At 72.2% G+C, this 24,010-nt stretch carries 20 protein-coding genes; 15 read left to right on the forward strand and 5 right to left on the reverse strand.

Annotated elements, in window-relative coordinates; genetic code table 11:
• Positions 1-42 precede the first annotated feature (42 nt).
• From xseA to ACFUJY_RS07995, 3 genes are all read left to right on the forward strand, one after another.
• Positions 43-1,254 (forward strand): exodeoxyribonuclease VII large subunit, encoded by a 1,212-nt coding sequence (xseA, locus tag ACFUJY_RS07985; RefSeq protein WP_383296107.1) that lies wholly within the window; start codon positions 43-45, stop codon positions 1,252-1,254.
• Positions 1,255-1,338: 84 nt separating this feature from the next.
• Entirely contained in the window at positions 1,339-1,575 is a 237-nt protein-coding gene (locus tag ACFUJY_RS07990) for an exodeoxyribonuclease VII small subunit (RefSeq protein ID WP_383296109.1), read from the forward strand.
• A 152-nt stretch (positions 1,576-1,727) separates the two neighbouring features.
• Positions 1,728-2,318, forward strand: coding sequence for a malonic semialdehyde reductase (locus tag ACFUJY_RS07995; RefSeq protein WP_365678058.1), 591 nt, complete (start codon positions 1,728-1,730; stop codon positions 2,316-2,318).
• 87 nt (positions 2,319-2,405) lie between these two features.
• Here ACFUJY_RS07995 and ACFUJY_RS08000 read toward each other — a convergent pair whose 3' ends face one another.
• Positions 2,406-2,924, reverse strand: a complete 519-nt coding sequence (locus ACFUJY_RS08000; RefSeq protein ID WP_383296112.1) for a DUF4245 domain-containing protein — start codon at positions 2,922-2,924, stop codon at positions 2,406-2,408.
• A 143-nt stretch (positions 2,925-3,067) separates the two neighbouring features.
• Between ACFUJY_RS08000 and glpX the strand changes: the two genes are divergently transcribed.
• Positions 3,068-4,099: a class II fructose-bisphosphatase gene (glpX, locus tag ACFUJY_RS08005; RefSeq protein ID WP_073862819.1), complete on the forward strand. Its 1,032-nt coding sequence runs from the start codon at positions 3,068-3,070 to the stop codon at positions 4,097-4,099.
• 84 nt (positions 4,100-4,183) lie between these two features.
• Here the strand turns inward: glpX and ACFUJY_RS08010 are convergent, their stop codons facing one another.
• On the reverse strand, positions 4,184-4,546 hold the full coding sequence (locus ACFUJY_RS08010) for a WhiB family transcriptional regulator (RefSeq protein WP_383296116.1): 363 nt from the start codon (positions 4,544-4,546) through the stop codon (positions 4,184-4,186).
• Between the two features lie 166 nt (positions 4,547-4,712).
• Positions 4,713-5,381, reverse strand: a complete 669-nt coding sequence (locus tag ACFUJY_RS08015; protein WP_383296119.1) for a DUF1707 domain-containing protein — start codon at positions 5,379-5,381, stop codon at positions 4,713-4,715.
• 136 nt (positions 5,382-5,517) lie between these two features.
• Between ACFUJY_RS08015 and ACFUJY_RS08020 the strand changes: the two genes are divergently transcribed.
• The 3 genes from ACFUJY_RS08020 to ACFUJY_RS08030 all read left to right on the forward strand — a co-directional run bounded on the left by ACFUJY_RS08020 (position 5,518) and on the right by ACFUJY_RS08030 (position 10,314).
• Entirely contained in the window at positions 5,518-7,194 is a 1,677-nt protein-coding gene (locus tag ACFUJY_RS08020; RefSeq protein WP_383296122.1) for a fumarate hydratase, read from the forward strand.
• A gap of 80 nt (positions 7,195-7,274) precedes the next feature.
• On the forward strand, positions 7,275-8,477 hold the full coding sequence (locus ACFUJY_RS08025; RefSeq protein ID WP_383296125.1) for an MFS transporter: 1,203 nt from the start codon (positions 7,275-7,277) through the stop codon (positions 8,475-8,477).
• Positions 8,478-9,012: 535 nt separating this feature from the next.
• Positions 9,013-10,314, forward strand: coding sequence for a M18 family aminopeptidase (locus ACFUJY_RS08030; RefSeq protein WP_383296128.1), 1,302 nt, complete (start codon positions 9,013-9,015; stop codon positions 10,312-10,314).
• Positions 10,315-10,375: 61 nt separating this feature from the next.
• Here ACFUJY_RS08030 and ACFUJY_RS08035 read toward each other — a convergent pair whose 3' ends face one another.
• Positions 10,376-11,899 carry a ricin-type beta-trefoil lectin domain protein gene (locus ACFUJY_RS08035; RefSeq protein WP_383296131.1) on the reverse strand — a complete coding sequence of 508 codons (1,524 nt, stop codon included), beginning with the start codon at positions 11,897-11,899 and terminating at the stop codon, positions 10,376-10,378.
• Between the two features lie 114 nt (positions 11,900-12,013).
• On the opposite strand from ACFUJY_RS08035, the gene ACFUJY_RS08040 reads away from it, so the two are divergent.
• From ACFUJY_RS08040 to ACFUJY_RS08050, 3 genes are all read left to right on the forward strand, one after another.
• On the forward strand, positions 12,014-13,417 hold the full coding sequence (locus ACFUJY_RS08040) for a class II fumarate hydratase (RefSeq protein ID WP_383296134.1): 1,404 nt from the start codon (positions 12,014-12,016) through the stop codon (positions 13,415-13,417).
• A gap of 44 nt (positions 13,418-13,461) precedes the next feature.
• A complete protein-coding gene (locus tag ACFUJY_RS08045; protein ID WP_383296137.1) occupies positions 13,462-14,169 on the forward strand; it encodes a DUF402 domain-containing protein in 708 nt (235 codons plus the stop codon).
• 385 nt (positions 14,170-14,554) lie between these two features.
• Complete coding sequence (locus ACFUJY_RS08050; RefSeq protein ID WP_383296140.1) at positions 14,555-16,444, forward strand: SpoIIE family protein phosphatase; 1,890 nt, start codon at positions 14,555-14,557, stop codon at positions 16,442-16,444.
• A gap of 92 nt (positions 16,445-16,536) precedes the next feature.
• Here ACFUJY_RS08050 and ACFUJY_RS08055 read toward each other — a convergent pair whose 3' ends face one another.
• On the reverse strand, positions 16,537-18,825 hold the full coding sequence (locus tag ACFUJY_RS08055; protein WP_383296143.1) for a transglycosylase domain-containing protein: 2,289 nt from the start codon (positions 18,823-18,825) through the stop codon (positions 16,537-16,539).
• A gap of 227 nt (positions 18,826-19,052) precedes the next feature.
• Here ACFUJY_RS08055 and ACFUJY_RS08060 point away from each other — a divergent pair, with 227 nt between their 5' ends.
• From ACFUJY_RS08060 to ACFUJY_RS08080, 5 genes are all read left to right on the forward strand, one after another.
• Positions 19,053-20,024, forward strand: coding sequence for an SPFH domain-containing protein (locus ACFUJY_RS08060; RefSeq protein ID WP_383296146.1), 972 nt, complete (start codon positions 19,053-19,055; stop codon positions 20,022-20,024).
• Complete coding sequence (locus ACFUJY_RS08065) at positions 20,021-20,278, forward strand: hypothetical protein (RefSeq protein WP_383296149.1); 258 nt, start codon at positions 20,021-20,023, stop codon at positions 20,276-20,278. The genes ACFUJY_RS08060 and ACFUJY_RS08065 overlap by 4 nt, the downstream gene beginning before the upstream one ends.
• A 105-nt stretch (positions 20,279-20,383) precedes the next feature.
• On the forward strand, positions 20,384-20,908 hold the full coding sequence (locus ACFUJY_RS08070; protein ID WP_383296152.1) for a PadR family transcriptional regulator: 525 nt from the start codon (positions 20,384-20,386) through the stop codon (positions 20,906-20,908).
• Positions 20,905-21,591, forward strand: coding sequence for an ABC transporter ATP-binding protein (locus tag ACFUJY_RS08075; protein ID WP_383296155.1), 687 nt, complete (start codon positions 20,905-20,907; stop codon positions 21,589-21,591). The genes ACFUJY_RS08070 and ACFUJY_RS08075 overlap by 4 nt, the downstream gene beginning before the upstream one ends.
• Positions 21,588-23,987 carry an ABC transporter permease gene (locus ACFUJY_RS08080; protein ID WP_383296158.1) on the forward strand — a complete coding sequence of 800 codons (2,400 nt, stop codon included), beginning with the start codon at positions 21,588-21,590 and terminating at the stop codon, positions 23,985-23,987. Before ACFUJY_RS08075 ends, ACFUJY_RS08080 begins: the two co-directional genes overlap by 4 nt.
• Positions 23,988-24,010: the final 23 nt, after the last annotated feature.

Raw genomic sequence — 24,010 nt, forward strand, 5'->3', positions numbered from 1 at the left:
TGCCGGGTCCCGTTGTCGGTCCCGGCCGTTACGCTCGCTCGCATGGCTCTGAACACTTCCCCGGAAGCCCCGCTGCCCGTCGGCGACGTGTCGCGGCTGATCGGCGGCTGGATCGACCGGCTAGGTGCGGTCTGGGTCGAGGGCCAGATCACGCAGCTGTCCCGGCGGCCCGGTGCCGGGGTGGTGTTCCTGACGCTGCGCGACCCGTCGCACGACATCTCGGTGAGTGTGACGTGCTTCCGGCAGGTCTTCGACCGGATCGCGGACGTCGTCTCGGAGGGCGCGCGGGTCGTCGTCCTCGCCAAGCCGGAGTGGTACGCGCCCCGGGGGCAGTTGTCGCTGCGGGCGACGGAGATACGGCCGGTCGGCATCGGCGAGCTGCTGGTGCGCCTTGAGCAGCTGAAGAAGTCGCTGGCCGCCGAGGGGCTGTTCGCCCTGGACCGCAAGAAGCCGCTGCCTTTCCTGCCGCAGCTGATCGGCCTGGTCTGCGGCCGGGCCTCGGCGGCCGAGCGCGATGTCCTGGAGAACGCCCGCCGCCGGTGGCCGGCCGTCCGCTTCGAGGTCCGCAACACCGCCGTGCAGGGGGTGCACGCGGTGAACCAGGTCGTGCGGGCGGTCAAGGAGCTGGACGGCATCCCGGACGTGGACGTGATCGTCGTGGCGCGCGGCGGCGGCAGCGTCGAGGACCTGCTGCCGTTCTCGGACGAGGAGCTGATCCGTACGGTCGCGGCCTGCCGTACGCCGGTGGTCTCGGCGATCGGGCACGAGCCGGACTCCCCGCTGCTCGACCTCGTCGCGGACGTACGGGCGTCGACGCCCACCGACGCGGCGAAGAAGGTCGTGCCGGACGTGGGCGAGGAGCTGGACCGGGTGCGGCAGCTGCGGGACCGGTCGCTGCGGACGGTACGGGGGCTGCTCGACCGGGAGGAGCGGGGCCTGGCCCATGCGCTGGGGCGGCCCTGCATGGAGCACCCGCAGCGGATGGTGGACGAGCGCGAGGCGGACGTCGAGGCGCTGGCCGGCCGGGCCCGCCGGGTGCTGGGCCATCTGCTGGACCGGGCCGATTCGGAGCTGGCGCACACCAGGGCCCGGGTGCTCGCCCTCTCGCCCGCCGCGACCCTGGAGCGTGGTTACGCGGTGCTCCAGCGCGCCGACGGGCACGTGGTCCGGGAGCCCGCGGACGCGGGCGCGGCCGGGGAGCCGCTGCGGGCCCGCGTGTCGGGGGGCGAGTTCGCGGTGCGGGTCGCGGAGTAGGGGCGGCCCCGGACCGGGGCGGTCGAACGGGCCCGCGCACAGCGGTGTGCGGGCCGGCACATACCGATATCTAGGGTGGAAGACATGACGGACGACGGAACGGCGGCCCCTGCCGCGACGAGCCCGCTGGGCTATGAGCAGGCGCGCGACGAGCTGATCGAGGTGGTGCGCCGGCTGGAGGCGGGCGGGACCTCGCTGGAGGACTCCCTCGCGCTCTGGGAGCGCGGCGAGGAGCTGGCGAAGGTGTGCCGGCACTGGCTGGAGGGTGCCCGCGCCCGGCTCGACGCCGCGCTCGCGGGACCGGCGGAGGACGAGGGGTAGCGGGCTTATTCCGCCTCTCCGGGGTGAGTCTCCCCACTTCCGGTTTAGTTGAAAGTTAATGCACTTTCGCCGTACGGTGATCGTCGTGGCCGGATGAACCTCCGTGTCCGTGACCCGATCCCCCCGTGTACGTCCGGAAGGTAATACGCACGATGTCCCTCGTTCTTGACCCCGCCGCCCAGGACCTCCTCTTCCGCGAGGCCCGCACCGCCAACACGTTCACCGACGAGCCGGTGACGGACGAGCAGGTCCAGGCCATCTACGACCTGGTCAAGTACGGCCCGACCGCCTTCAACCAGTCGCCGCTGCGCGTCGTGCTCGTGCGCTCCGACGAGGCCCGCGCGCGTCTCGTCCAGCACATGGCCGAGGGCAACCAGCCCAAGACCTCGACCGCGCCGCTGGTCGCGATCCTGGCCGCGGACAACGAGTTCCACGAGGAGCTGCCGGCCCTGCTGCCGCACTTCCCGCAGGCCAAGGACATGTTCTTCTCGGAGCGCCCGGTCCGCGAGTCCGCCGCCTCGCTGAACGCCGCCCTGCAGGCCGCGTACTTCATCATCGGCGTCCGCGCCGCCGGCCTGGCCGCCGGCCCGATGACCGGCTACGACGCCGCGGGCATCGAGAAGGAGTTCCTGGACGGCGACCACAACGTCCTGATGGTCGTCAACATCGGCAAGCCGGGCGAGGACGCCTGGTTCCCGCGCCTGCCGCGCCTGGCGTTCGACGAGGTCGTCAAGACCGTCTGAGCCACGGCCGTTCCCGAACGGTCGAACACGGGGAAGGCCCCGGAGCACTCGCTCCGGGGCCTTCCCCGTATCCGTACGCCCGGGCGGTCAGGACGTCTTCAGCGCCGCCGCCATCTCCGCCAGCCGCTCCGCCGGGGCCGAGCCGGTCACCACGGTCGTGGCGCCCTTCTCCTGGCGCACCAGCGCGTCGTACTTCGGCCCCTCCCAGCGCTGCCAGGTCTGCCCGGCGACCTCCTGGGTGCGCCCGGTGTCCTCGGCCTCCTGGCTCACCTGGGTGATGTAGGACTTCGCCGGGGCCGTGGACTGCTCCACCGCGACGTACTTGCCGTCGGGGTCGAGGAAGCCCAGGTGCCAGCTGTTGCCCTTGTCCCGGTCGTACGTGACCGAGGTGGGCTTCCAGCCCGCGGGCAGGCCGCTGGGGGCCGCCACCGGGTACGGGGCGGCGCGCCGCGCGGTCAGGAGCTCGACGCGGTAGTCGACCGCCTTGATCGGATCGGCCTTGTCGTCGTGCGGGATGAAGATGTAGACGACACCCGCCACGGCGGCGATCGCCAACAACGACAGGATCATGTCCCGGACGGTCTGCTTGCCTTGCTTGCTTGCCACGCCCCCATCGTCGCATCAGCCCCCGTGCGCCCGAACCGGGGGCCGCCCCGCTCAAACGTGACCCGGTCTGCTCATTTTATCGGTCTGCCGATAGAGTCAGATCACCCTCATCCGGTCGTCGCCGTACAGAAAGGTGCGCTCCGATGTCCGAGCATCATCTGCCGTCCCAGCTGGAGGTCTCCCCGGAGGCCCCCGACCGCAACCTCGCCCTCGAGCTGGTCCGGGTCACCGAGGCCGCCGCCATGGCCGCCGGGCGCTGGGTCGGCCGCGGGGACAAGATCGGGGCCGACGGCGCCGCCGTGAACGCCATGCGGACCCTGGTCTCCACCGTGTCCATGAACGGCGTCGTCGTCATCGGTGAGGGCGAGAAGGACGAGGCGCCCATGCTGTTCAACGGCGAGCACGTCGGGGACGGCACCGGGCCCGAGGTGGACATCGCCGTCGACCCGATCGACGGCACGACCCTCAACGCCAAGGGCATGCCGAACGCCATCGCCGTCCTGGCCGCCGCGGACCGGGGCGCGATGTTCGACCCGTCCGCCGTCTTCTACATGGACAAGCTGGTCACCGGCCCGGAGGCGGCCGACTTCGTGGACATCAACGCCCCCGTCTCGGCGAACATCCGCCGCGTGGCCCGGGCGAAGAACTCCACGCCCGAGGACGTCACCGTCGTCGTCCTGGACCGCCCGCGCCACGACGGCATCGTCAAGGAGATCCGGGAGACCGGCGCCCGCATCAAGTTCATCTCCGACGGCGACGTGGCCGGTTCGATCATGGCCGCCCGCGAGGGCACCGGCGTGGACCTGCTCATGGGCATCGGCGGCACGCCCGAGGGCATCATCTCGGCCTGCGCCATAAAGTGCCTCGGCGGTGTCATCCAGGGCAAGCTCTGGCCGAAGGACGAGGCCGAGCGGCGGCGCGCCCTGGACGCCGGCCACGACCTGGACCGCGTGCTGTCCACGGACGACCTGGTCAGCGGGGACAACGTGTTCTTCGTGGCGACCGGGATCACCGACGGCGAGCTGATGCGCGGGGTGCGCTACCGCTCGGAGACGGCGACCACGGAGTCCATCGTCATGCGGTCCAAGTCCGGCACCATCCGGACGATCAACTCCACCCACCGGCTGTCGAAGCTGCGGGCGTACAGCGCCATCGACTTCGACCGCGCGAAGTAGCACCGCGCACCCGACGGAAGAGGCGCCCCCCATGTGCGGTGGGGGCGCCTCTTCGCACGTACGGATACGGGACCGGCCGTCCGGTCAGCCCGCCGCGGCGACCCGGCCGGACGCGCCGGCGGCTTTCAGCTCCGCGTCCCGCCGCCGGCGCCGGGCCAGCGCCACGCGGCGCTCGGCGGCCGTGAGACCGCCCCACACCCCGTAGGGCTCGGGCTGCATCAGGGCGTGCTCGCGGCACTCCACCATCACGGGACAGCGCGCGCAGACCTGCTTCGCGGACTCCTCGCGCGAGAGGCGGGCGGCGGTCGGCTCCTTCGACGGAGCGAAGAACAGCCCGGCCTCGTCCCGGCGGCACACCGCCTCCGAATGCCAGGGTCCGGCCTGGTCCTCCCGAGCTGGGACACGCTGCGGGGGGACGGCGGCGACCTGCAGGGGCTGATGCGGCACGGTCCACTCCTGACGACGGCTTCGCGAGCGAGAGACGATGCAGCAGTCCCTACCCGCTGTGCGTGCGCCTAAGCACTGAGTGGCACTCAGTTCCGTTCCACGCAATTGCGGTCGAGTCCCTTTTCGGCCGGATGAAAACGCCTTCGCGCGCCCGGCCGGAAGAGCGTCAATGGCCGAGATGCTTGCGCAGCCGGTCCTGGAGATCCGCGATGAACTTGCCGCGCTTCGGCTTCGCCTCGACGCTGCCGAACACCGAATATCCGTTGACGACGACCACCGGCGCCTCGGGGTCGGCGGATTCCAGCGTGCGGACTTCGAAACTGCCGAAAATGCCCGACCCGCTGCCGCGCAGCGAGATGTTCTCGGGAACCCTGATCTCGACGCTGCCGAAGACGGATGTCGCGTTGATGACGGTGAGACGCTGTCCGAAAAGCGCCTCGGTCAGATCGATTTCCACACTCCCGAACAGCGAGAAGGCATTCGTGCGGGCACCCACCCGCCAGCGCCCCCTGCGGGCCGAGCTGCTGAAGATCGCCACCAGGTTGTCGGCGGGGCCCGCCGTCGGCTCGGGGCCGTACGCGTAGGGCGCGCCGGCGGCGGACCTGGGCGTTCCGGCCGGCGCGGGCAGGTCCCGTACGAGCGGTTCGAGCTCGCCGACGGTCTTGGCGCGGTAGACGGAGTCGACCCGCTCCGCGTGCTCGTCGGCGGTCAGCCGGCCCTCCGCCAGCGCCTCCCGCAGGATGTCCGCGATCCGGTCGCGGTCCGCGTCGGAGGCACGGATGGCGTCGGTGTCCGCCGGTGCGGTGGGCTGCTGGGGCTGCTTGTCGAGGTCCACCGCCCCAGCGTACCGAAACGCGATAGATCGCGACAGGGGCGGTGAGCCCTACCTCACAAGCCCGCCGCTCCCGGCGCGTCCTACCCTGGTGGGTGCGCTGTCCAAGGGTGGCCAGCCACTGTCTGCCGAGTGAGGAATGGCCGTAATGCCAGAGTTTGCGTACTCCGATCTGCTCCCTCTGGGAGAGGACACCACGCCCTACCGTCTGGTCACCGCCGAGGGTGTGTCCACCTTCGAGGCCGACGGGCGTACGTTCCTCAAGGTCGAGCCGGAGGCGCTGCGCACCCTGGCCGCCGAGGCCATGCACGACATCTCGCACTACCTGCGCCCCGCGCACCTGGCACAGCTGCGGCGGATCGTGGACGACCCGGAAGCCTCGTCCAACGACAAGTTCGTCGCGCTCGACCTGCTGAAGAACGCGAACATCGCCGCCGCGGGCGTCCTGCCGATGTGCCAGGACACCGGCACCGCGATCGTCATGGGCAAGCGCGGGCAGAACGTGCTGACCGAGGGCGGTGACGAGGAAGCGCTGTCGCGCGGCATCTTCGACGCGTACACCAAGCTCAACCTGCGCTACTCGCAGATGGCCCCGCTGAACATGTGGGAGGAGAAGAACACCGGCTCCAACCTTCCCGCGCAGATCGAGCTGTACGCCACCGACGGCGGCGCGTACAAGTTCCTCTTCATGGCCAAGGGCGGCGGCTCGGCCAACAAGTCGTTCCTCTTCCAGGAGACCAAGGCCGTCCTCAACGAGGCGTCCATGATGAAGTTCCTGGAGGAGAAGATCCGTTCGCTGGGCACCGCGGCCTGCCCGCCGTACCACCTGGCGATCGTCGTCGGCGGTACGTCCGCCGAGTTCGCGCTGAAGACCGCGAAGTACGCCTCCGCGCACTACCTGGACGAGCTGCCCGCCGAGGGCTCCCCCACCGGGCACGGCTTCCGCGACAAGGAGCTGGAGGAGAAGGTCTTCGAGCTGACGCAGAAGATCGGCATCGGGGCGCAGTTCGGCGGCAAGTACTTCTGCCACGACGTCCGCGTGGTGCGCCTCCCCCGGCACGGCGCCTCGCTGCCCGTCGCCATCGCCGTGTCCTGCTCGGCGGACCGCCAGGCCACCGCGAAGATCACCGCCGAGGGCGTCTTCCTGGAGCAGCTGGAGAAGGACCCGGCCCGCTTCCTGCCGGACACCACCGACGAGCACCTCGACACCGAGGGCGACGCCGTCCGGATCGACCTGAACCGGCCGATGGACGAGATCCTCGCGGAGCTGACCAAGTACCCGGTCAAGACCCGGCTCTCGCTGACCGGTCCGCTGGTGGTGGCGCGCGACATCGCGCACGCCAAGATCAAGGAACGCCTGGACGCCGGCGAGGAGATGCCGCAGTACCTGAAGGACCACCCGGTGTACTACGCGGGTCCGGCGAAGACCCCCGAGGGGTACGCCTCCGGTTCCTTCGGCCCGACGACGGCCGGCCGCATGGACAGCTACGTGGCGCAGTTCCAGGCGGCGGGCGGCTCCAAGGTGATGCTGGCGAAGGGCAACCGCTCCCGGCAGGTCACCGACGCGTGCGGCGAGCACGGCGGCTTCTACCTCGGCTCGATCGGCGGCCCGGCGGCCCGGCTCGCGCAGGACTGCATCAAGAAGGTCGAGGTCGTCGAGTACGAGGAGCTGGGCATGGAGGCGGTCTGGCGGATCGAGGTGGAGGACTTCCCCGCGTTCGTCGTCGTGGACGACAAGGGCAACGACTTCTTCACCGAGCCCGCCCCGGCGCCCACGTTCACCAGCATCCCGGTGCGGGGTCCGGGCCTGGGCTGAGCGCGGTGCGCCGTGCGCGGTGGCGGGGAGGGGCGCGAGCGGCCGGTCCGCCGCGCGGTGAGCGCTCCTTCCGTTTCCTGGTGGCCGGATACGCGGTCTCCTCGTACGGCACCTTCCTGAACATGGTGGCGCTCAACCTCTTCGTCTACGAGACGACGGGGCGGGCGCTCGCCATGGGGCTGTTCATGGCCCTGCGGCTCGGTGCCGGATTCCTCGCCGGGCTGGTCGCCGGCGGCCTGCTCGCGCGGTTCACGGCGAAGAGCGTGATGCTCTGGACGAATGTCGCGCAGGGAGCCGTGATGGTGCCGCTGATCCTCGCGCCGGACGGCTGGCGCACGGCGTCGCTGTTCGCGGTGTCCGTGGTCGTCGGGGCGTGCGGAACGCTGTTCATGGTGTCCCTGCGCAGCTCCGTGCCGGAGATGGTGGGCGAGGAGCGGCGGTCCTGGGCGAACTCGTTGTCGGTCACCGGGCGTTCGCTGGCGATGGTGGCGGGCTTCGCCTCGGCGGGTGTGGTCGTGTCGCTGGTGGGGTACACCGCCGCGTTCGTCGTGGACCTGGCCACGTTCGCCGTCTGCGCGCTGACGGTGGCGCTGCTGCCGGTCGCGGGCGGCGGAAAGGGGCGGTCCGATGCGGCGCCCGCGAAGGAGGAGGACGGGCCCCGGCGGCGGAGCCCCGTGGCCTTCGCCGCGCTGGCCGCGGTGCCCGGCCTCGGGCTGATGGTGGGGCTGCGCGGGGTGGACGCGCTCGGCTCCTCGTCGCACAACGCGGCGCTGCCCGTGCACTCCGCCGCACTGGACGACGCGCACCCCGCCCTGTTCGTCAGCGCGTTCTGGTGCCTGTGGGCGGTCGGCAACATCGTGGCGCAGCAGGTGATCCAGCGGTACGGGCGCCGCACCGGCCGGTCCGTGGGCGCGGCCGGCTTCGGCTACGGCACCTGCGTGATGTCGGCGGCGTTCATCCTGGCGTTCGCCGGGTTCCCGGCGGCGGCCACGGTCGTGATCGCGCTGGTGGCGGGCGCGGCGGACGGCCTGACCGAGGTCTCGTACACCTCGCACCTCCAGACCCTCCCGGCCGGGCCGCGGGCACACGCCTTCGGGCTGTCCGCGACGGTGGAGAACCTGGGCTTCGGGGCCGGGATGATCGCCGTGGCGGCGGCCCTGGAGCACGTCAGCCCGTTCGCGGTCGTCGGCTGGTCGCACGGCGCGGCCCTCACCGTCGCGGTGGTGTTCCTGGTGCGCACGACGGGACGGCGGCGGGCGCGGGCGGCGGCGCCGGCCCCGTGACGGGGCGCCGGGCGCGCGGCCGGGAGATCCGGGCCCGGCGCCCGACCGGTACGGCGGCGGCGCGAGGTCCGGGGGCCCTGCGGCGCCCGGCGCAAGGTCCGGGGCCACTGCGGCGCCCGGTGCAAGGTCCGGGGGCCCTACACCTACATCGGTAATCAGCCAATCTCGCGCCACCGCCACGAGGCCCGCGCGACGGCGCCGGCCGGACCCGCGAGGACCCGGCAGGGACCGGGGCCGGGCCCCGGGCGCCCGTCCGGCCTCCGCGACGCCCCGCAGCGCACCGCCGCTTTCGCGCACCGGGCCGTCCGCCGGGCTTGCGGGGCACCACGCGCATGCGGTGGGTTGTCCGGCGTTGCCGGAGAACTCCGCACCGCCGGGCGGCCGGCCCGGTGCCACCGCCGGTCGCGGGCCCGCCCCCATGGGCCCGCCGCCGTCCTCGCCTCTGCCGACCCCTGCCGCCCCTCGCCGCACGGCCGCCCGGACCCCGGGCCGCCGCGCCACCCTCACCGTCCCACTCCGGAAAGGCGGACACCGCATGACGCCGGGCCTCCACCGCAGCCATGCCGACGACCTGCTCACCTTCATCGCCGCCAGCCCCTCCCCGTACCACGCCGTGGCGAGCGCGGCCCAGCGGCTGGAGAAGGCGGGCTTCCGTGAACTGCGCGGAACCGACGACTGGACGGGCACCACGGGCGGCGCCTTCGTCGTCAACGGGGGCGCGCTGATCGCCTGGTACGTGCCCGAGTCGCTGCCCGCCCACACCCCGTTCCGGATCGTCGGCACGCACACCGACTCGCCGAACCTGCGGATCAAGCCGACGCCCGACACGAGTTCGGCGGGCTGGCGGCAGGTCGCGGTGGAGATCTACGGCGGGGTGCCGCTCAACACCTGGCTCGACCGCGACCTGGGCATCTCGGGCCGGCTGGCGCTGCGCGCACCGGGCGGCGGGACCGAGACCCGGCTGGTGCAGATCGACGAGCCGCTGCTGCGGGTCCCGCAGCTGGCGATCCACCTGGACCGCACCGTCAACGACGGGCTCGCCCTGGACCGGCAGCGCCACATCGCGCCCGTCTGGTCGCTCGGCGCGGCCGACGAGGGCGCGCTGCTGCGCCGGGTCGCGGCGGCGGCCGAGGCCGATCCGGGCGACGTGCTGGGCTGGGACCTGATGCTGCACGACGTGCAGCCGCCCGGCTATCTGGGCGCGGAGCAGGAGTTCCTGGTGTCCTCGCGGCTGGACAACCTGGTCTCGGTGCACGCCGGGGTCACCGCGCTGACGGCCGCGGCGACGGCCGCCGAGCCGCCGGCGTACATCCCGGTGCTCGCGGCCTTCGACCACGAGGAGGTCGGCAGCGGCTCGGACACGGGGGCGCAGAGCCCGATGCTGGAGCGGGTGCTGAGCCGTTCCGTGTCGGCCCGGGGCGGCAGCGGGGAGGACTGGTCGCGGGCGCTGGCCGGCGCGTACTGCGTGTCCGCCGACATGGCGCACGCGGTGCACCCCAACTACGCGGAGCGCCACGACCCGGGCCACCAGCCGCTGCCCAACGGCGGCCCGACGGTCAAGGTCAACGTCAACCAGCGGTACGCCACCGACTCGACCGGGATCGCCCTGTTCGCCTCCGCCTGCGAGCGGGCGGGCGCGCCGTGGCAGCCGTTCGTCTCCAACAACGCGATGCCGTGCGGCACGTCGATCGGCCCCCTCACGGCGGCCCGGCTGGGTGTGCCGACGGTCGACGTGGGGGTGCCGGGGCTCTCGATGCACTCGGCCCGGGAGCTGTGCGGGGCGCGGGACCCGGGTCATCTGGCGGCGATCCTGACGGCGTTCGTGACCTCCGGGTAAGGGGCGGCGGGTACGGGGAAGGGCTGCGCCGGTCCGTCCCCGTACCCGGGTCCGCGGCGGGTCAGGCGAAGCGCTGCTTCGCGGTGCCGTCGCAGGGTTGCAGTCTCAGCGGGTCGTGGGCGCCCGCCAGGGTCGCGCACAGGTCCGTGGACGCGGCCGGGCGCAGGGTGCCCGACTGGCGCACGAAGCGCTGGTTGGCGGCGCCGGAGCAGTTGTAGAGGATGAGCGGGGCACCGGCCTCGTAGTCGGCGCCGGGGACGTCCAGGCAGCGGTCGTGGCTCAGTTCGGTGCGCAGGGTCCGCGTGCCGGAGTCGTACCACCAGCCCTGGTTGCGCCCGCCGTGGCACTCCCAGCCGGTGACCCCGGTGCCGTTGCGGGTGACGGAGGCGGGGGCGTCCAGGCAGGTGGCCGTCGCCTCGCCGCGCAGCGGCTCGAAGACGTCGTCCCAGGCGACCGGCTGGAGGACGGGCCGCCCGGTGCTCGCCGGGTCGGCGCAGCTCGCCTCGCGCAGGCCGGAGTTGTAGATCTGGGTGAGGCAGGAGGCGAAGGCGCCGTGCCCGGCCGCGTTCGGGTGGAAGGACTGGCGCACCGAGTTGGAGTCCGGCGGGAAGTGCGACAGGTCGATGTAGAGGCCGCGCGCCCAGGTGGACTCGCTGCACACCTCGTGGCCGTGGAAGAGCCGGGAGTTGTCGAGGTAGACCGCGCCGGTGTCGGCCGCCGCCTCGCGCATGCCGCGCTCGAATGCGGGAACGGCGGTGTTCCGGCCCCAGGCGGCGTCGGAGTCGTACCCGGCGCAGCCGCCGGGAAGCTTGCCGGGGAAGTTCGGGTTGTCGTAGAAGTCCGGGCCGATGGGGCTCGGATAGCCCATGACGACGAGCTTGTAGTCGCTGTCCGCGTAACCGGCGCCGGTCATCACGGTGCGCAGGTCGCGCACGGTCTTCTCGACCTTGGGGACCAGTCCGTCCACGCGGGCCTGCCAGCCGCCCTCGTACTTCGGCCGGCACGGACCCTGGATGAGGACCCAGCGCTCCACGCAGTCCGTCATGACCGGCCCGAACTGGAGGTCGTCGTTGGCGCCCGCGACGAGCACGATCATCTTGATGCGGGTGTTGCGCGCCTTGACGGCCAGGCTGTCGCTCTGCACCAGCTCGTCGGCGTACTGCTGGGAGCCGCCGATCACGATGTTTCCGGTGTACGCGCCGGAGCACGAGACGTTGTACGTGACGTCGGCCGGGATGCCCGTGCGGTGGATGGCGGCGTCGGGTGAGCGGTGGCACCAGTTGTCGGGGCCGTTGGTGCCCGCCTCGTACGTGCCGATGCCCTCGCCCGAGATCTCGCTGTCGCCGAGTGAGATGAGTCCCGTCTTCCGCTCGGCGAACGGGCGCTCGGCCGGGTCGCCGTACAGCCGGGTGGCCTCCGCGGCGCGGATGGCCTCCAGTTCGGGCGGCAGGGGGGTGGATGCGGTACTGGTGGTACGGGGCTGGGCGGTTGCCGGTCCGGCGGCCGCGGTCATCCCGCCGAACGCCGCCGCGATGGCCGCGGCGGCGGCGACGGTACAGCGGAGTCTGTGCCTGGTGCGCCTCATTGCGCCTCCCCGGGTTGTGGTTACCCCCGGTATTTACTGGCCGGTAGGCGACTTGGGAACAGCTGGAACAAGACAAGTGCTCATCTTTTTGGGCGGCTTCAAGGAGGTTGGACGATGACGGATCAGGGAACGGCCGAGGGCTACCGCGTCGAGCACGACTCGATGGGCGAGGTCAGGGTGCCCGCCGAGGCGAAGTGGCGGGCCCAGACGCAGCGGGCCGTGGAGAACTTCCCGGTCTCCGGCCAGCGCCTGGAGCGGGCCCACATCGAGGCCCTGGCCCGGATCAAGGCCGCCGCCGCCAAGGTCAACGCCGAGCTGGGGGTCCTGGACCCGGAGATCGCGGCGGCGGTCCAGGAGGCGGCCGGCGAGGTCGCCGAGGGGCGCTGGGACGCGGAGTTCCCGGTCGACGTCTTCCAGACCGGCTCGGGCACCTCGTCGAACATGAACACCAACGAGGTCCTGGCCACCCTCGCCAGCGAGCGCCTGGGCCGCCCGGTCCACCCCAACGACCACGTCAACGCCTCGCAGTCGTCCAACGACGTGTTCCCCTCCTCGATCCACATCGCCGCGACCGCCGCGGTCACCGCCGACCTGATCCCCGCCCTGGACCACCTCGCCGCCGCCCTGGAGCGCAAGGCGGAGGAGTTCGCCACGGTGGTGAAGTCCGGGCGGACCCACCTGATGGACGCCACGCCCGTCACCCTCGGCCAGGAGTTCGGGGGATACGCCGCCCAGATCCGCCACGGCGTCGAGCGGCTGCGCGCCTCGCTCCCCCGGCTCGCCGAACTCCCCCTCGGCGGCACGGCCGTGGGCACCGGCATCAACACCCCGCCCGGCTTCTCCGCCGCCGTCATCGCGGAGGTCGCCCGGGTCACCGGGCTGCCGCTCACCGAGGCCCGCGACCACTTCGAGGCGCAGGGCGCCCGGGACGGCCTGGTGGAGACCTCGGGCCAGCTGCGCACCATCGGCGTCTCGCTCACCAAGATCTGCAACGACCTGCGCTGGATGGCGTCGGGACCGCGCACCGGCCTGGCCGAGATCTCCCTGCCCGACCTCCAGCCCGGCTCCTCGATCATGCCGGGCAAGGTCAACCCGGTCATCCCCGAGGCCGTCCTGATGGTCGCCGCGCAGGTGACCGGGAACGACGCCACGGTCGCCGCCGCGGGCGCCGCCGGGAACTTCGAGCTGAACGTCATGCTCCCGGTCATCGCGAAGAACCTGCTGGAGTCCGTCCGGCTGCTCGCCAACGCCTCCCGGCTGCTCGCGGACCGCACGGTGGACGGGATCACCGCGCACGCCGAGCGGGCCAGGGAGTACGCCGAGTCCTCGCCGTCCGTCGTCACCCCGCTGAACAAGTACATCGGGTACGAGGAGGCGGCCAAGGTCGCCAAGAAGGCGCTCGCGGAACGCCGGACGATCCGTGAAGTCGTCCTCGCATCGGGCTACGTGGAGCGCGGAGACCTGACCGAACAGCAGCTCGACGAGGCCCTGGACGTGCTGCGCATGACCCGCCCCTGACGGGCGCCGCCGTGCCCGGGCGGCGCGCTCCGTAAGATCTCTCCATGACGGGTACCGGAGAGACCGAGCGCTGGGCGCCGGGTGACCAGATCCTGTGGCGCTACCGGGGCAACGGCCCCAGACGGCCGGATTCCGCCGCTCACGCGTTCCACATCTGCCGCCCGGTCACGGTCGTCCAGGACACCGAGGACCTGCTCGCGGTGTGGGTGGCGCCCGGCACCGAGTGCGTCAAACCGGTCCTGGCGGACGGCACCGACGTGCACGCCGAACCGCTCGCCACCCGGTACACCGCCCCGCGCACGACGGCCCGTTCGCTCTGGCTGGGCAACGGCGTGCTGAAGCTGGCCCGGCCCGGCGACCCCTGGTCCGTCTGGCTGTTCTGGGAGCGCGGCTGGCAGTTCCGCAGCTGGTACGTGAACCTGGAGGAGCCGCGCAGCAGGTGGGCCGGGGGCGTCGACTCCGAGGACCACTTCCTGGACATCTCCGTCTACCCGGACCGCAGCTGGCTCTGGCGCGACGAGGACGAGTTCGAGCAGGCCCAGCGGGTGGGCCTGATCACACCGGACACGGCGCGCCGGGTGCGTGAGGCGGGGCGCGCGGCGGTCGCGCTGATCCGCTCCTGGGGGTCGCCGTTCCAGGACGGCTGGGAGGACTGGCGGCCCGATCCGGCGTGGCCGGTGCCCGAACTCCCGGACGACTGGGACCGCCGGCCGGACGGCTCGGACCGTACGGCTTCCGCCATGCCGTCGTGAGACCCTTGATGCACCCCAGGGGGGCAAACGTAGGATCGTGCCGAGGAGCGCGGCTCGGCCCCAACCGGCAGGCGGGGTGCAGAACCTGACCGCAAGTCATCGGCTCGTCGCGTGGACCGCGCCCTCATGGGCCGCATCGGCGTCACGAGTCGCACGAGTTGCCCGCATCGCTTGAGCCACTACGAGGGGGTGGAGACGTGTCCGCTGACCGCTGCCGCCCCCGCGGAAACGTTGTCACCGGCATCCTGATCGGACATCGCGTTTCGGCCCCGTACGACGGGGAAGGCGATGTCAGCCGTTGTTATTGCCGCTCCTGCCGGGGCACAGTAGCGCCCCACAAGGTGATTGCCTCATACAACCGGCCCGGACGGACGGAATCCCACGCGTGACGGAGCACCCCACCTCCCACGAAGGCCGGCAGCCTCTGGCCGCCCGGCCGCAGGAACGCACCCGGCCGCGGCAGCGGGACGCCGCCGTGGCGGCCGCCGCTGCCGCCACGGCGATCCCGGCCCCCGCCAAGGGCCCCGCGGCCGCGGCCCCCGACCCACAGGCGGCGACGCGGCGCGAGGGCGACCGGCTGCGCTTCGTGGGGGCCGCGACCCGGCGGATCGCCCGGGGCATCGACCTGGACGAGATCGTGCTCGGGCTGTGCCGGGCCAGCGTGCCGACGTTCTCCGACGCCATACTCGTCTACCTCCGCGACCCGCTGCCCGTCGGCGACGAGCGGCCGGTCAGCCCGTTCGTGCTGCGGCTGCGCCGCTCGGACCGGCTGCGGCTGACCGACGAGGAGACCGAGAGCCTGTCGGAGACGGAGCGGCTGCGGCTGCCCGCCGTCGACCCGCAGGCCGACCTGATGCCCGCCGCCGAGCTGTGCGAGGTGCGGCCCGGGAGCGCGCTCGCCGAGGTGCTGCGCGGGGTGCGGCCGGTCTTCGGCGACTCCGCGGCGGCCCGCGTCGCGCTGCCCGAACTACTGGGCGCCGACCGAACGGTCCCGTCGGGCCACCGGGTGATCCTGGCCCCGCTGCGCGGCCGGCGGCGGGTGATCGGGGCGGCGGTCTTCCTGCGCGGCGCCGAGCGCCCGGCCTTCGAGGCCAACGACCTCCTGGTCGCCGCCCAGCTGGCCACGCACACCGCCCTCGGCATCGACAAGGCCGTGCTCTACGGGCGCGAGGCGTACATCGCGGACGAGCTCCAGCGCACCATGCTGCCCGACTCGCTTCCCCAGCCGACCGGCGTGAAACTCGCCTCGCGCTACCTCCCCGCCGCCGAGACGGCCCGGGTCGGCGGCGACTGGTACGACGCGATCCCGCTGCCCGGCAGCCGGGTCGCCCTGGTCGTCGGGGACGTCATGGGCCACTCCATGACCTCCGCCGCGATCATGGGCCAGCTCCGGACCACCGCGCAGACCCTGGCCGGGCTCGACCTGCCCCCGCAGGAGGTCCTGCACCATCTGGACGAGCAGGCCCAGCGCCTCGGCAGCGACCGCATGGCCACCTGCCTGTACGCGGTGTACGACCCCGTCGCGCACCGCATCACCGTCGCCAACGCGGGCCACCCGCCGCCCGTGCTGCTCCACCTGGGCGGCCGCGCCGAGGTCCTGCGGGTGCCGCCGGGCGCCCCGATCGGCGTCGGCGGAGTGGACTTCGAGGCCGTCGAGCTGGACGCACCGGCCGGTGCGACGCTCCTGCTGTACACCGACGGGCTGGTCGAGTCGCGGCTGCGGGACGTGTGGACGGGGATCGAGCTGCTGCGGGAACGGCTCGCCGCGACCGCCCGGCTGACCGGCCCGGACCACTCGCCGCCGCTGGAGGCCCTGTGCGACGACGTGCTGGACATGCTGGGGCCCGGTGACCGCGACGACGACATCGCGCTGCTCGCCGCCCGCTTCGACGGGATCGCGCCGAGCGACGTCGCCTACTGGTTCCTGGACCCGGACGAGTCCGCCCCCGGCCGGGCCCGCAGGCTGGCCCGCAGGGCGCTCGGCCGGTGGGGCCTGGACGACCTGTCGGACTCGGTGGAGCTGCTGATCAGCGAGGTGGTGACCAACGCCGTGCGGTACGCGGAGCGCCCGGTCACCCTGCGGCTGCTGCGCACCGAGACGCTGCGCTGCGAGGTCGGCGACGACTCCCCGCAGCTGCCCCGGCAGCGCCGCGCCAAGGACATGGACGAGAACGGGCGCGGCCTGTTCCTGGTCAACCGGCTGGCCCGGCGCTGGGGCGCGACACGGCTGTCGACGGGCAAGGTGGTGTGGTTCGAGATGCCGGTGCGCGGGTAGCGCCCCGGCCCCGGGAGACGCGAACGGGCGGTGTACGAGGCTCCTCCTCGTACACCGCCCGTTGCCGTGGCCGGCGGCGGCCGGTCAGCCGGTCACCTGTCGTCGTTGTCGTCGCTGTTGTCCGGCCGCTTGTTCCCCGAGAGGTCCGGGAGCTCCACGGAGGACGAGGGGTCCGGGTCCGGCCGGTTCGAGGGGCTGGGCGGCGGTTCGCTCGACGCGCCGCCCGAGGGCGAGGCGGGCGGGGAGCTCTGCGGGGACTCGCTGGCCGGCGGCGACTCGGACGAGGGCGACGTGGACGGCGAGTGGGAGGGCGAGGGGTCGTCGGAGGGCGAGGTGCTCGGGCTCGGCGAGTGGGACACGGGCGGCGGGCTGACCGCGGCGCCCATGTCGGTGTCGAGGTCGAACTTGCGGGCCTTGCCGACGGAGTGCCCCATGTAGTCGGCCCAGATCTCGGCCGGGAAGCCACCGCCGTTGACGCGTCCGCCGCCGCCGGCGCCCTGGAGGGTCACCTGCGCGGTCTTGTGGATCTTCTTGCCGTCGTCGCCGGTGCGGTCGAAGGCGGCCTCGCCGAACAGGCCGACCGAGGTGACCAGGTCGGGGGTGTAGCCGGTGAACCAGGCCGACTTGTTGTCGTCGGAGGTACCGGTCTTGCCGGCGATCTCCCTCTTGGCCAGCCCTTCGGCGTTGCGGACCCCGCGGGCCGTTCCGTCATCCACCACGCCCGTGAGCACCGAGGTCACGGAGTCCGCGGCCTGGCGCGAGATCACCTGGTCGCCGATGGCGTCGGGCAGGTCGAGCGGGGCGTCGCCCTGGTGCACGGCCGACTTCACGAGCTGCGGGGTGACCTCCTTGCCGTGGTTGTCGAAGGTGGCGTAGACCCCGGCCATCTCCATCGGGCTCGCGCCCATGGAGCCGAGGGTCATCGCGGGCGTGGCCTTCAGCCCTTCCACGTCCATGCCGAGCTTGCCGGCGGTCTTCATCACCTCGTCCATCCCGACGTCCACGCCCATCTGCGCGAAGACGGAGTTGACGGACTTGTTCATCGCGTCCTGGACGGTGATCTGCCCGTAGTTCTGGTCGTCCTCGTTCTCCGGGTTGAACGGGATGTCGCTGCCGACGACCGGGCGCTTGCTGGTGCCGTCGTAGCGGGTGTTCGCCGTGATCCGCTCGCCGTCCTGCGTCTTCGACTCCTCGTCGAGGGCGGCGGCGAGGATGACCGGCTTGAAGGTGGACGCGGGCTGGAAGTCCGAGCGGGTGGCGTTCGACGTCCAGTGGACGTTCTGGCCGCGCCCGCCGTACAGCGCGACCACCGCGCCGGTCTTCGGGTCGACCGAGACCGCGCCCGCCTGGACGTCCTGGTCGAGCTTGCGCTTCTTGGTGTCCAGCTTGTCGAGCAGCTTGGCCTCGACCGACTTCTCCAGCTGCTGCTGCTTCTTCTTGTCGATGTTGACGGTGATCGTCCAGCCGCCGCGGTCGAACTGGTTCTCGGTGAGGCCCGTCTGTTCGAGCACGGCCTTGCGGGCCGCCTCGACGATGTAGCCCTTCTGGCCGGCCGTCCCGTTGAGCGGCTTGGGGTCGTGCGGCACGGGGAACTTCAGGCCCTGCCGCTTTCCGGCGTCGAGCCAGCCCTCCTCGACCATGTTGTCCAGGGTGTAGGCCCAGCGCGCCTTGACGAGCCGCTTGCCGTTCGGACCGGCGACGGCCCAGTCGTACTGGCTCGGTGCCTGGAGCAGCGCGGCGAGGTAGGCGCCCTGGGAGACGTTCAGGTCCTTGGCGTCCACGCCGTAGTACGCCTGCGCGGCGGCCTGGATGCCCCAGGCGCCGCGGCCGAAGTAGCTGGTGTTGATGTAGCCGGCGAGGATTTCCTTCTTGGTCTTCTTCTGGTCCAGCTTCAGCGAGATGACCAGCTCTTTGAGCTTCCGGGTGACCGTCTGGTCCTGGTCCAGGTAGTAGTTCTTGACGTACTGCTGCGTGATGGTCGAGCCACCCTGCTTGCCCTTGCCGGACAGAGTGTTGAGCAGGCCGCGCGCGGTGCCCTTGAAGTCGACGCCGTGGTCCTCGTAGAAGGACTTGTTCTCGGCGGCGACGAAGGTGTCCTGCACCTCCTTGGGCACCTCCGCGAGGCTCACGACCTCGCGGTTGACCTCGCCGGTCCTGGCCAGCAGGCTGCCGTCGGCGTACTTGTAGACGTTCGCCTGCAACTCCATCTCGGGGTTGCCCTCGGGCACGTCCACAACCATGTAGAGCACGGCGAAGGCGCCCATGCCCAGCAGGATCACCCCGAGGGCGGTGCCCAGTAGTTTGCGCCAGGTGAAGAGCCTGCGTATGCCGCCGCTCTTCGCAGCCCGCCGCTGGGCTCGTCGCGCTTCCGCTCGACCCATCGCTTGGTCGCTCCCGTTTCTCTGCTCTGCTCTGCCGAATCAGCCCGGACCTGCCAGCTAACACCGTTGGCAAGGCCGAAAAGCCGACGTTCCGAGGTTTTACGGACGTGACAATCAGCACCCGCCCCCGATGGAACCGACTCCTGAGGGGTGCGCAAGGTTGCGAGAACCGTTAATGTGTAATCACATTGCTAGCGACCGGCTAGCTGACCATCACGGGGGCCACCATGACCGATCCGCACGACCTCGACACCACCGCCCAGCCGTCCGCCGGACTTGCCCCGGACGCGCCGGAGATGCCGGAACCGCAGGTCCGGGAGGTGAAGGCGCACAGCATCGCCGGCGGCCTCGGGCTGCTGCTGACCGTGCTCGGCGTGATCGCCGGCATCGCGCTCGCCATCGTCGGGGGCGTCATCGGCAGCGGCGGGAACAACGCCGTGGGCATCCCGGTCTGCATCCTGGGCGTCCTGCTCGCCATCGCCTCGTTCTTCTGCATGGGCGGTGTGAAGATGGTCGCACCGGGCGAGGCTCGGGTGATCCAGCTGTTCGGCCGGTACGTGGGCACCATCCGGACCGACGGACTGCGCTGGGTCAACCCGCTGACCTCCAGCCGGAAGATCTCCACCCGCGTCCGCAACCACGAGACCGCCGTCCTGAAGGTCAACGACGCCTACGGCAACCCGATCGAGCTCGCCGCGATCGTCGTGTGGAAGGTCGAGGACACCGCCCAGGCGCTCTTCGAGGTGGACGACTTCCTGGAGTTCGTGGCCACCCAGACCGAGTCCGCCGTCCGGCACATCGCCCTGGAGTACCCGTACGACGCCCACGAGGAGGGCGGCCTCTCCCTGCGGGGCAACGCCGAGGAGATCACCGAGAAGCTGGCCGCCGAGCTGACCGCCCGGGTGCAGGCGGCGGGCGTGCGGATCATCGAGTCGCGCTTCAGCCACCTCGCGTACGCCCCCGAGATCGCCTCCGCGATGCTCCAGCGCCAGCAGGCCGGCGCGGTCGTCGCGGCCCGGCAGCAGATCGTCGAGGGCGCGGTCGGCATGGTCGAGATGGCGCTCACCCGGATCGCCGAGCAGGACATCGTGGAGCTCGACTCGGAGCGGAAGGCGTCCATGGTGAGCAATCTGATGGTGGTCCTGTGCGGTGACCGCGCGGCCCAGCCGGTCCTCAACACGGGCACGCTCTACCAGTGACCGAGGAGAGCCCGGGGGAAGCGCCCCGCGCCCGGCCGCGGCAGCGCAAGCAGATGCTGCTGCGGCTGGACCCCGCCGTGCACGACGCGCTGGCCCGCTGGGCGTCGGACGAACTGCGCAGCGCGAACGCGCAGATCGAGTTCCTGCTGCGGCGGGCGCTCGCCGAGGCGGGCCGGCTGCCGGGCGGGGCCGCGCCCATCCCCCGCCGGGGACGCCCGCCGAAGGCCGCGCCGGAGTCGCCGGGCGAGGAGTGAGACGGCCGGGGCCCGTTCCGCGAGGGACGGGCCTCTCACGTGCGCCGTTCGGGTGTACCCCCTGCGTATACACGGCAGGTATACACACCATGTAGAGTGCCGGGCATGTCTATCGGCCACACCCTGCTCGGACTCCTGGAGTCCGGCCCACGCCACGGTTACGACCTCAAGCGGACGTTCGACGAGAAGTTCGGGCACGACCGCCCCCTGCACTACGGGCAGGTCTACTCGACCATGTCCCGGCTGCTGAAGAACGGCCTCGTCGAGGTCGACGGCGTGGAGAGCGGGGGCGGCCCCGAGCGCAAGCGGTACGCGATCACGGACGCCGGCATCACCGATGTCGCCGCCTGGCTCGCCCAGCCCGAGAAGCCGGAGCCGTACCTCCAGTCGACCCTGTACACCAAGGTCGTCCTGGCCATGCTCACCGGCCGCAACGCGGGCGACGTGCTGGACGCCCAGCGCTCCGAGCACCTGCGCCTGATGCGCATCCTCACCGACCGCAAGCGCCGCGGCGACCTCGCCGACCAGCTGATCTGCGACCACGCCCTGTTCCACCTCGAAGCCGATCTGCGCTGGCTGGAACTGACCGCCGCCCGCCTCGGCCAGCTCCAGAAAGTGGTGGCCCCGTGACCCCCGCCGGCTCCCTCCTCTCCGCGCACGACCTGCACAAGACCTACGGGTCGACCCCCGCGCTCGACGGCGCCTCGTTCTCCGTCCACCCCGGCGAGGTCGTCGCCGTGATGGGCCCGTCCGGCTCCGGCAAGTCCACGCTGCTGCACTGCCTCGCCGGAATCATCACCCCGGACTCCGGCACCATCACCTACGACGGCCGCGAGCTGTCCGCGATGTCCGACGCGGAGCGCAGCGCCCTGCGCCGCAGCGACTTCGGGTTCGTCTTCCAGTTCGGCCAGCTCGTGCCCGAGCTCACCTGCGTGGAGAACGTCGCCCTGCCGCTCCGCCTCAACGGCACCCGCCGCAAGGACGCCGAGCGCGCCGCCCGCTCCTGGATGGAGCGCCTGGAGGTCGAGGACATCGGCGCCAAGCGCCCCGGCGAGGTGTCCGGCGGCCAGGGCCAGCGCGTCGCCGTGGCCCGCGCGCTCGCCGCGTCCCCGAAGGTGATCTTCGCGGACGAGCCGACCGGCGCGCTGGACTCGCTCAACGGCGAGCGGGTCATGCAGCTGCTCACCGACGCCGCCCGCTCCGCCAACGTCGCGGTGGTCCTGGTGACCCACGAGGCCCGTGTGGCCGCCTACTCCGACCGCGACGTCACCGTGCGCGACGGCCGGGCCCGCGACCTGGAGCACGCCGTATGACGCTCCTGGACGAGAAGCGGACCCCGGCGCCCGCGCCCGCGCCGCCGCCGGCCCGCCCCTCCCGCACCGCCCCCTGGCTGCGCGACCTCGCCCTCGGCGTCCGGTTCGCCGCCGCCGGCGGCCGTGAGGGCTGGATGCGCACGATGCTCACCGCCGTCGGCGTCGGCCTCGGCGTCACGCTGCTGTTCCTCGCCGCCTCCGTGCCGCACGCGCTCGACGCGCGCAACGACCGCGACACGGCCCGCAGCGAGACCAGGATCTCCGAGAACCCGGACGCGCAGGGCGAGAAGTCCGACACCTCGGTCCTGCGGATCGGGGCGGACACCGAGTATCACGACCGCAGCATCACCGGCTATCTGATGCGGGCGGAGGGCGCCCACCCGGTGCTCCCGCCGGGCATCGACGCCCTGCCCGCGGCCGGTGAGATGGTCGTCTCCCCCGCCCTGAAGAAGCTGCTGGACGACCCGGACAACGCCCTGCTCAAGGAGCGTTACCCGTACAAGATCACCGGCACCATCGCGGATGAGGGACTGCGTTCACCCAACGAACTGTGGTTCTACGCCGGCAGCGACACCCTGACCCCGGCCTCGGGCGGCCACCGCGTCACCGGATACGGCGACCCCGAGCCCACCCCGCCGCTCGCCCCGCTGCTCGTCGTACTCGTGATCATGGGCTGCGTGGTGCTGCTCGCGCCCGTCGCCATCTTCATCGCCACCGCCGTCCGCTTCGGCGGCGACCGCCGCGACCGCCGGCTCGCCGCGCTGCGCCTGGTCGGCACGGACATCAGGTCGACCCGGCGGATCGCGGCGGGCGAGGCCCTGTTCGGCTCCGTGCTCGGCGTGCTCATCGGCCTCGCCCTCTTCCTGGTGGGGCGGCAGTTCGTGAGCCACATCGAGGTGTGGGACGTCAGCGCCTTCCCCGCGGACCTCGCCCCCGACCTGCGGCTGGGCCTGCTCATCGCGGTCGCCGTCCCGCTGACCGCCGTCCTGGTCACGCTGTTTGCCATGCGCTCCGTGGTCATCGAGCCGCTCGGGGTGGTACGCAACGGCCGGGCCCGGAAGCGCCGCCTGTGGTGGCGGCTGGCGCTCCCCCTCGCGGGGCTCGGCGTGCTCGCGCTCAACGGCCAGTCCGGCGAGTACGAGGTCGTCAACCCTTACGCCATCACCATCGGCGCGATCCTGGTCCTCCTCGGGCTCGCCCTGCTACTCCCCTGGTTGGTCGAGGCGTGCGTGAACCGGCTGCGCGGCGGCTCGGTGCCCTGGCAGCTCGCCACCCGCAGGCTCCAGCTGAGCAGCGGAACCGCCTCCCGGGCGGTCAGCGGGGTCACCGTGGCGGTGGCCGGCGCGGTCGCCGTGCAGATGCTGTTCGCCTCGATGAACGCCGACTTCAACAAGGCCACCGGGCAGGACCCCAGCCGCGCCCAGTTCTACGCCGCGTCGCAGCAGGTGGGCGGCAACGCCGCGGTCGAGACCATCCAGCGGTTCCGCGCCACCAAGGGCGTCACCCAGGTCATCGGCATGGTCGAGGCGTACGTCAGCAAGCCCGGGAAGTACGCCGAGGACGACATCCAGCCCACCACCTCGCTGAGCGTCGGCGACTGCGCCACCCTGCGCGAGGTCGCCCGCATCGATTCCTGCCAGGACGGCGACACCTTCGTCGTGCACCCCAGGAACGACAAGGAGATGACCGGCTGGATGGACAAGACCGCCCGCAAGGGCAAGGAGGTCGAGTTCGAGTCGGGGAGCGGCCGGAAGCTGCGCTGGACGCTGCCCGCCGACGCGAAGACCGTGGTCAGCCGCAAGGACCCGGTCGGTGAGGACCGCTGGGGGATCATGGTCACCCCGGGGGCGATCGACGCGACCACCCTGCCGGGCGCGACGACCGTCTCCCAGATCCGCATCGACGAGAGCGTCCCGGACGCCGCCGAGTACGTGCGCAACACGGCGGCCCGCATCGACCCCGGCATGCGTCTGGTCACCCTGACGTCCGTCGCACGCGACCGCCAGTACGCCAGCGTCCAGACCGGTCTCCAGGTCGGCGCCACGGTCACGCTGCTGCTGATCGCCGCCTCCATGCTGGTGTCCCAGCTGGAACAGCTGCGGGAGCGCAAGCGGCTGCTCTCGGTGCTGGTCGCCTTCGGCACCCGGCGGACCACCCTCGCCTGGTCGGTGCTCTGGCAGACCGCGCTCCCGGTGGTCATCGGGCTCGCGGTGGCGGTGGCCGGCGGCCTCTCACTGGGCGCGGCGCTGTGCTGGATGGTCGGCAAGGAGGTCGACGACTGGCTGGTGTTCCTGCCCCTCGCGGGAGCGGGCGGGGCACTCATCCTGCTGGTCACGCTGCTGTCCCTGCCGCCGCTGTGGCGCATGATGCGCCCGGACGGGCTGCGCAGCGAGTGACACCGCGGAGGGCGGCCGGGGCT

The organism is Streptomyces sp. NPDC057249, assembly GCF_042669245.1.
GTDB lineage: Bacteria > Actinomycetota > Actinomycetes > Streptomycetales > Streptomycetaceae > Streptomyces.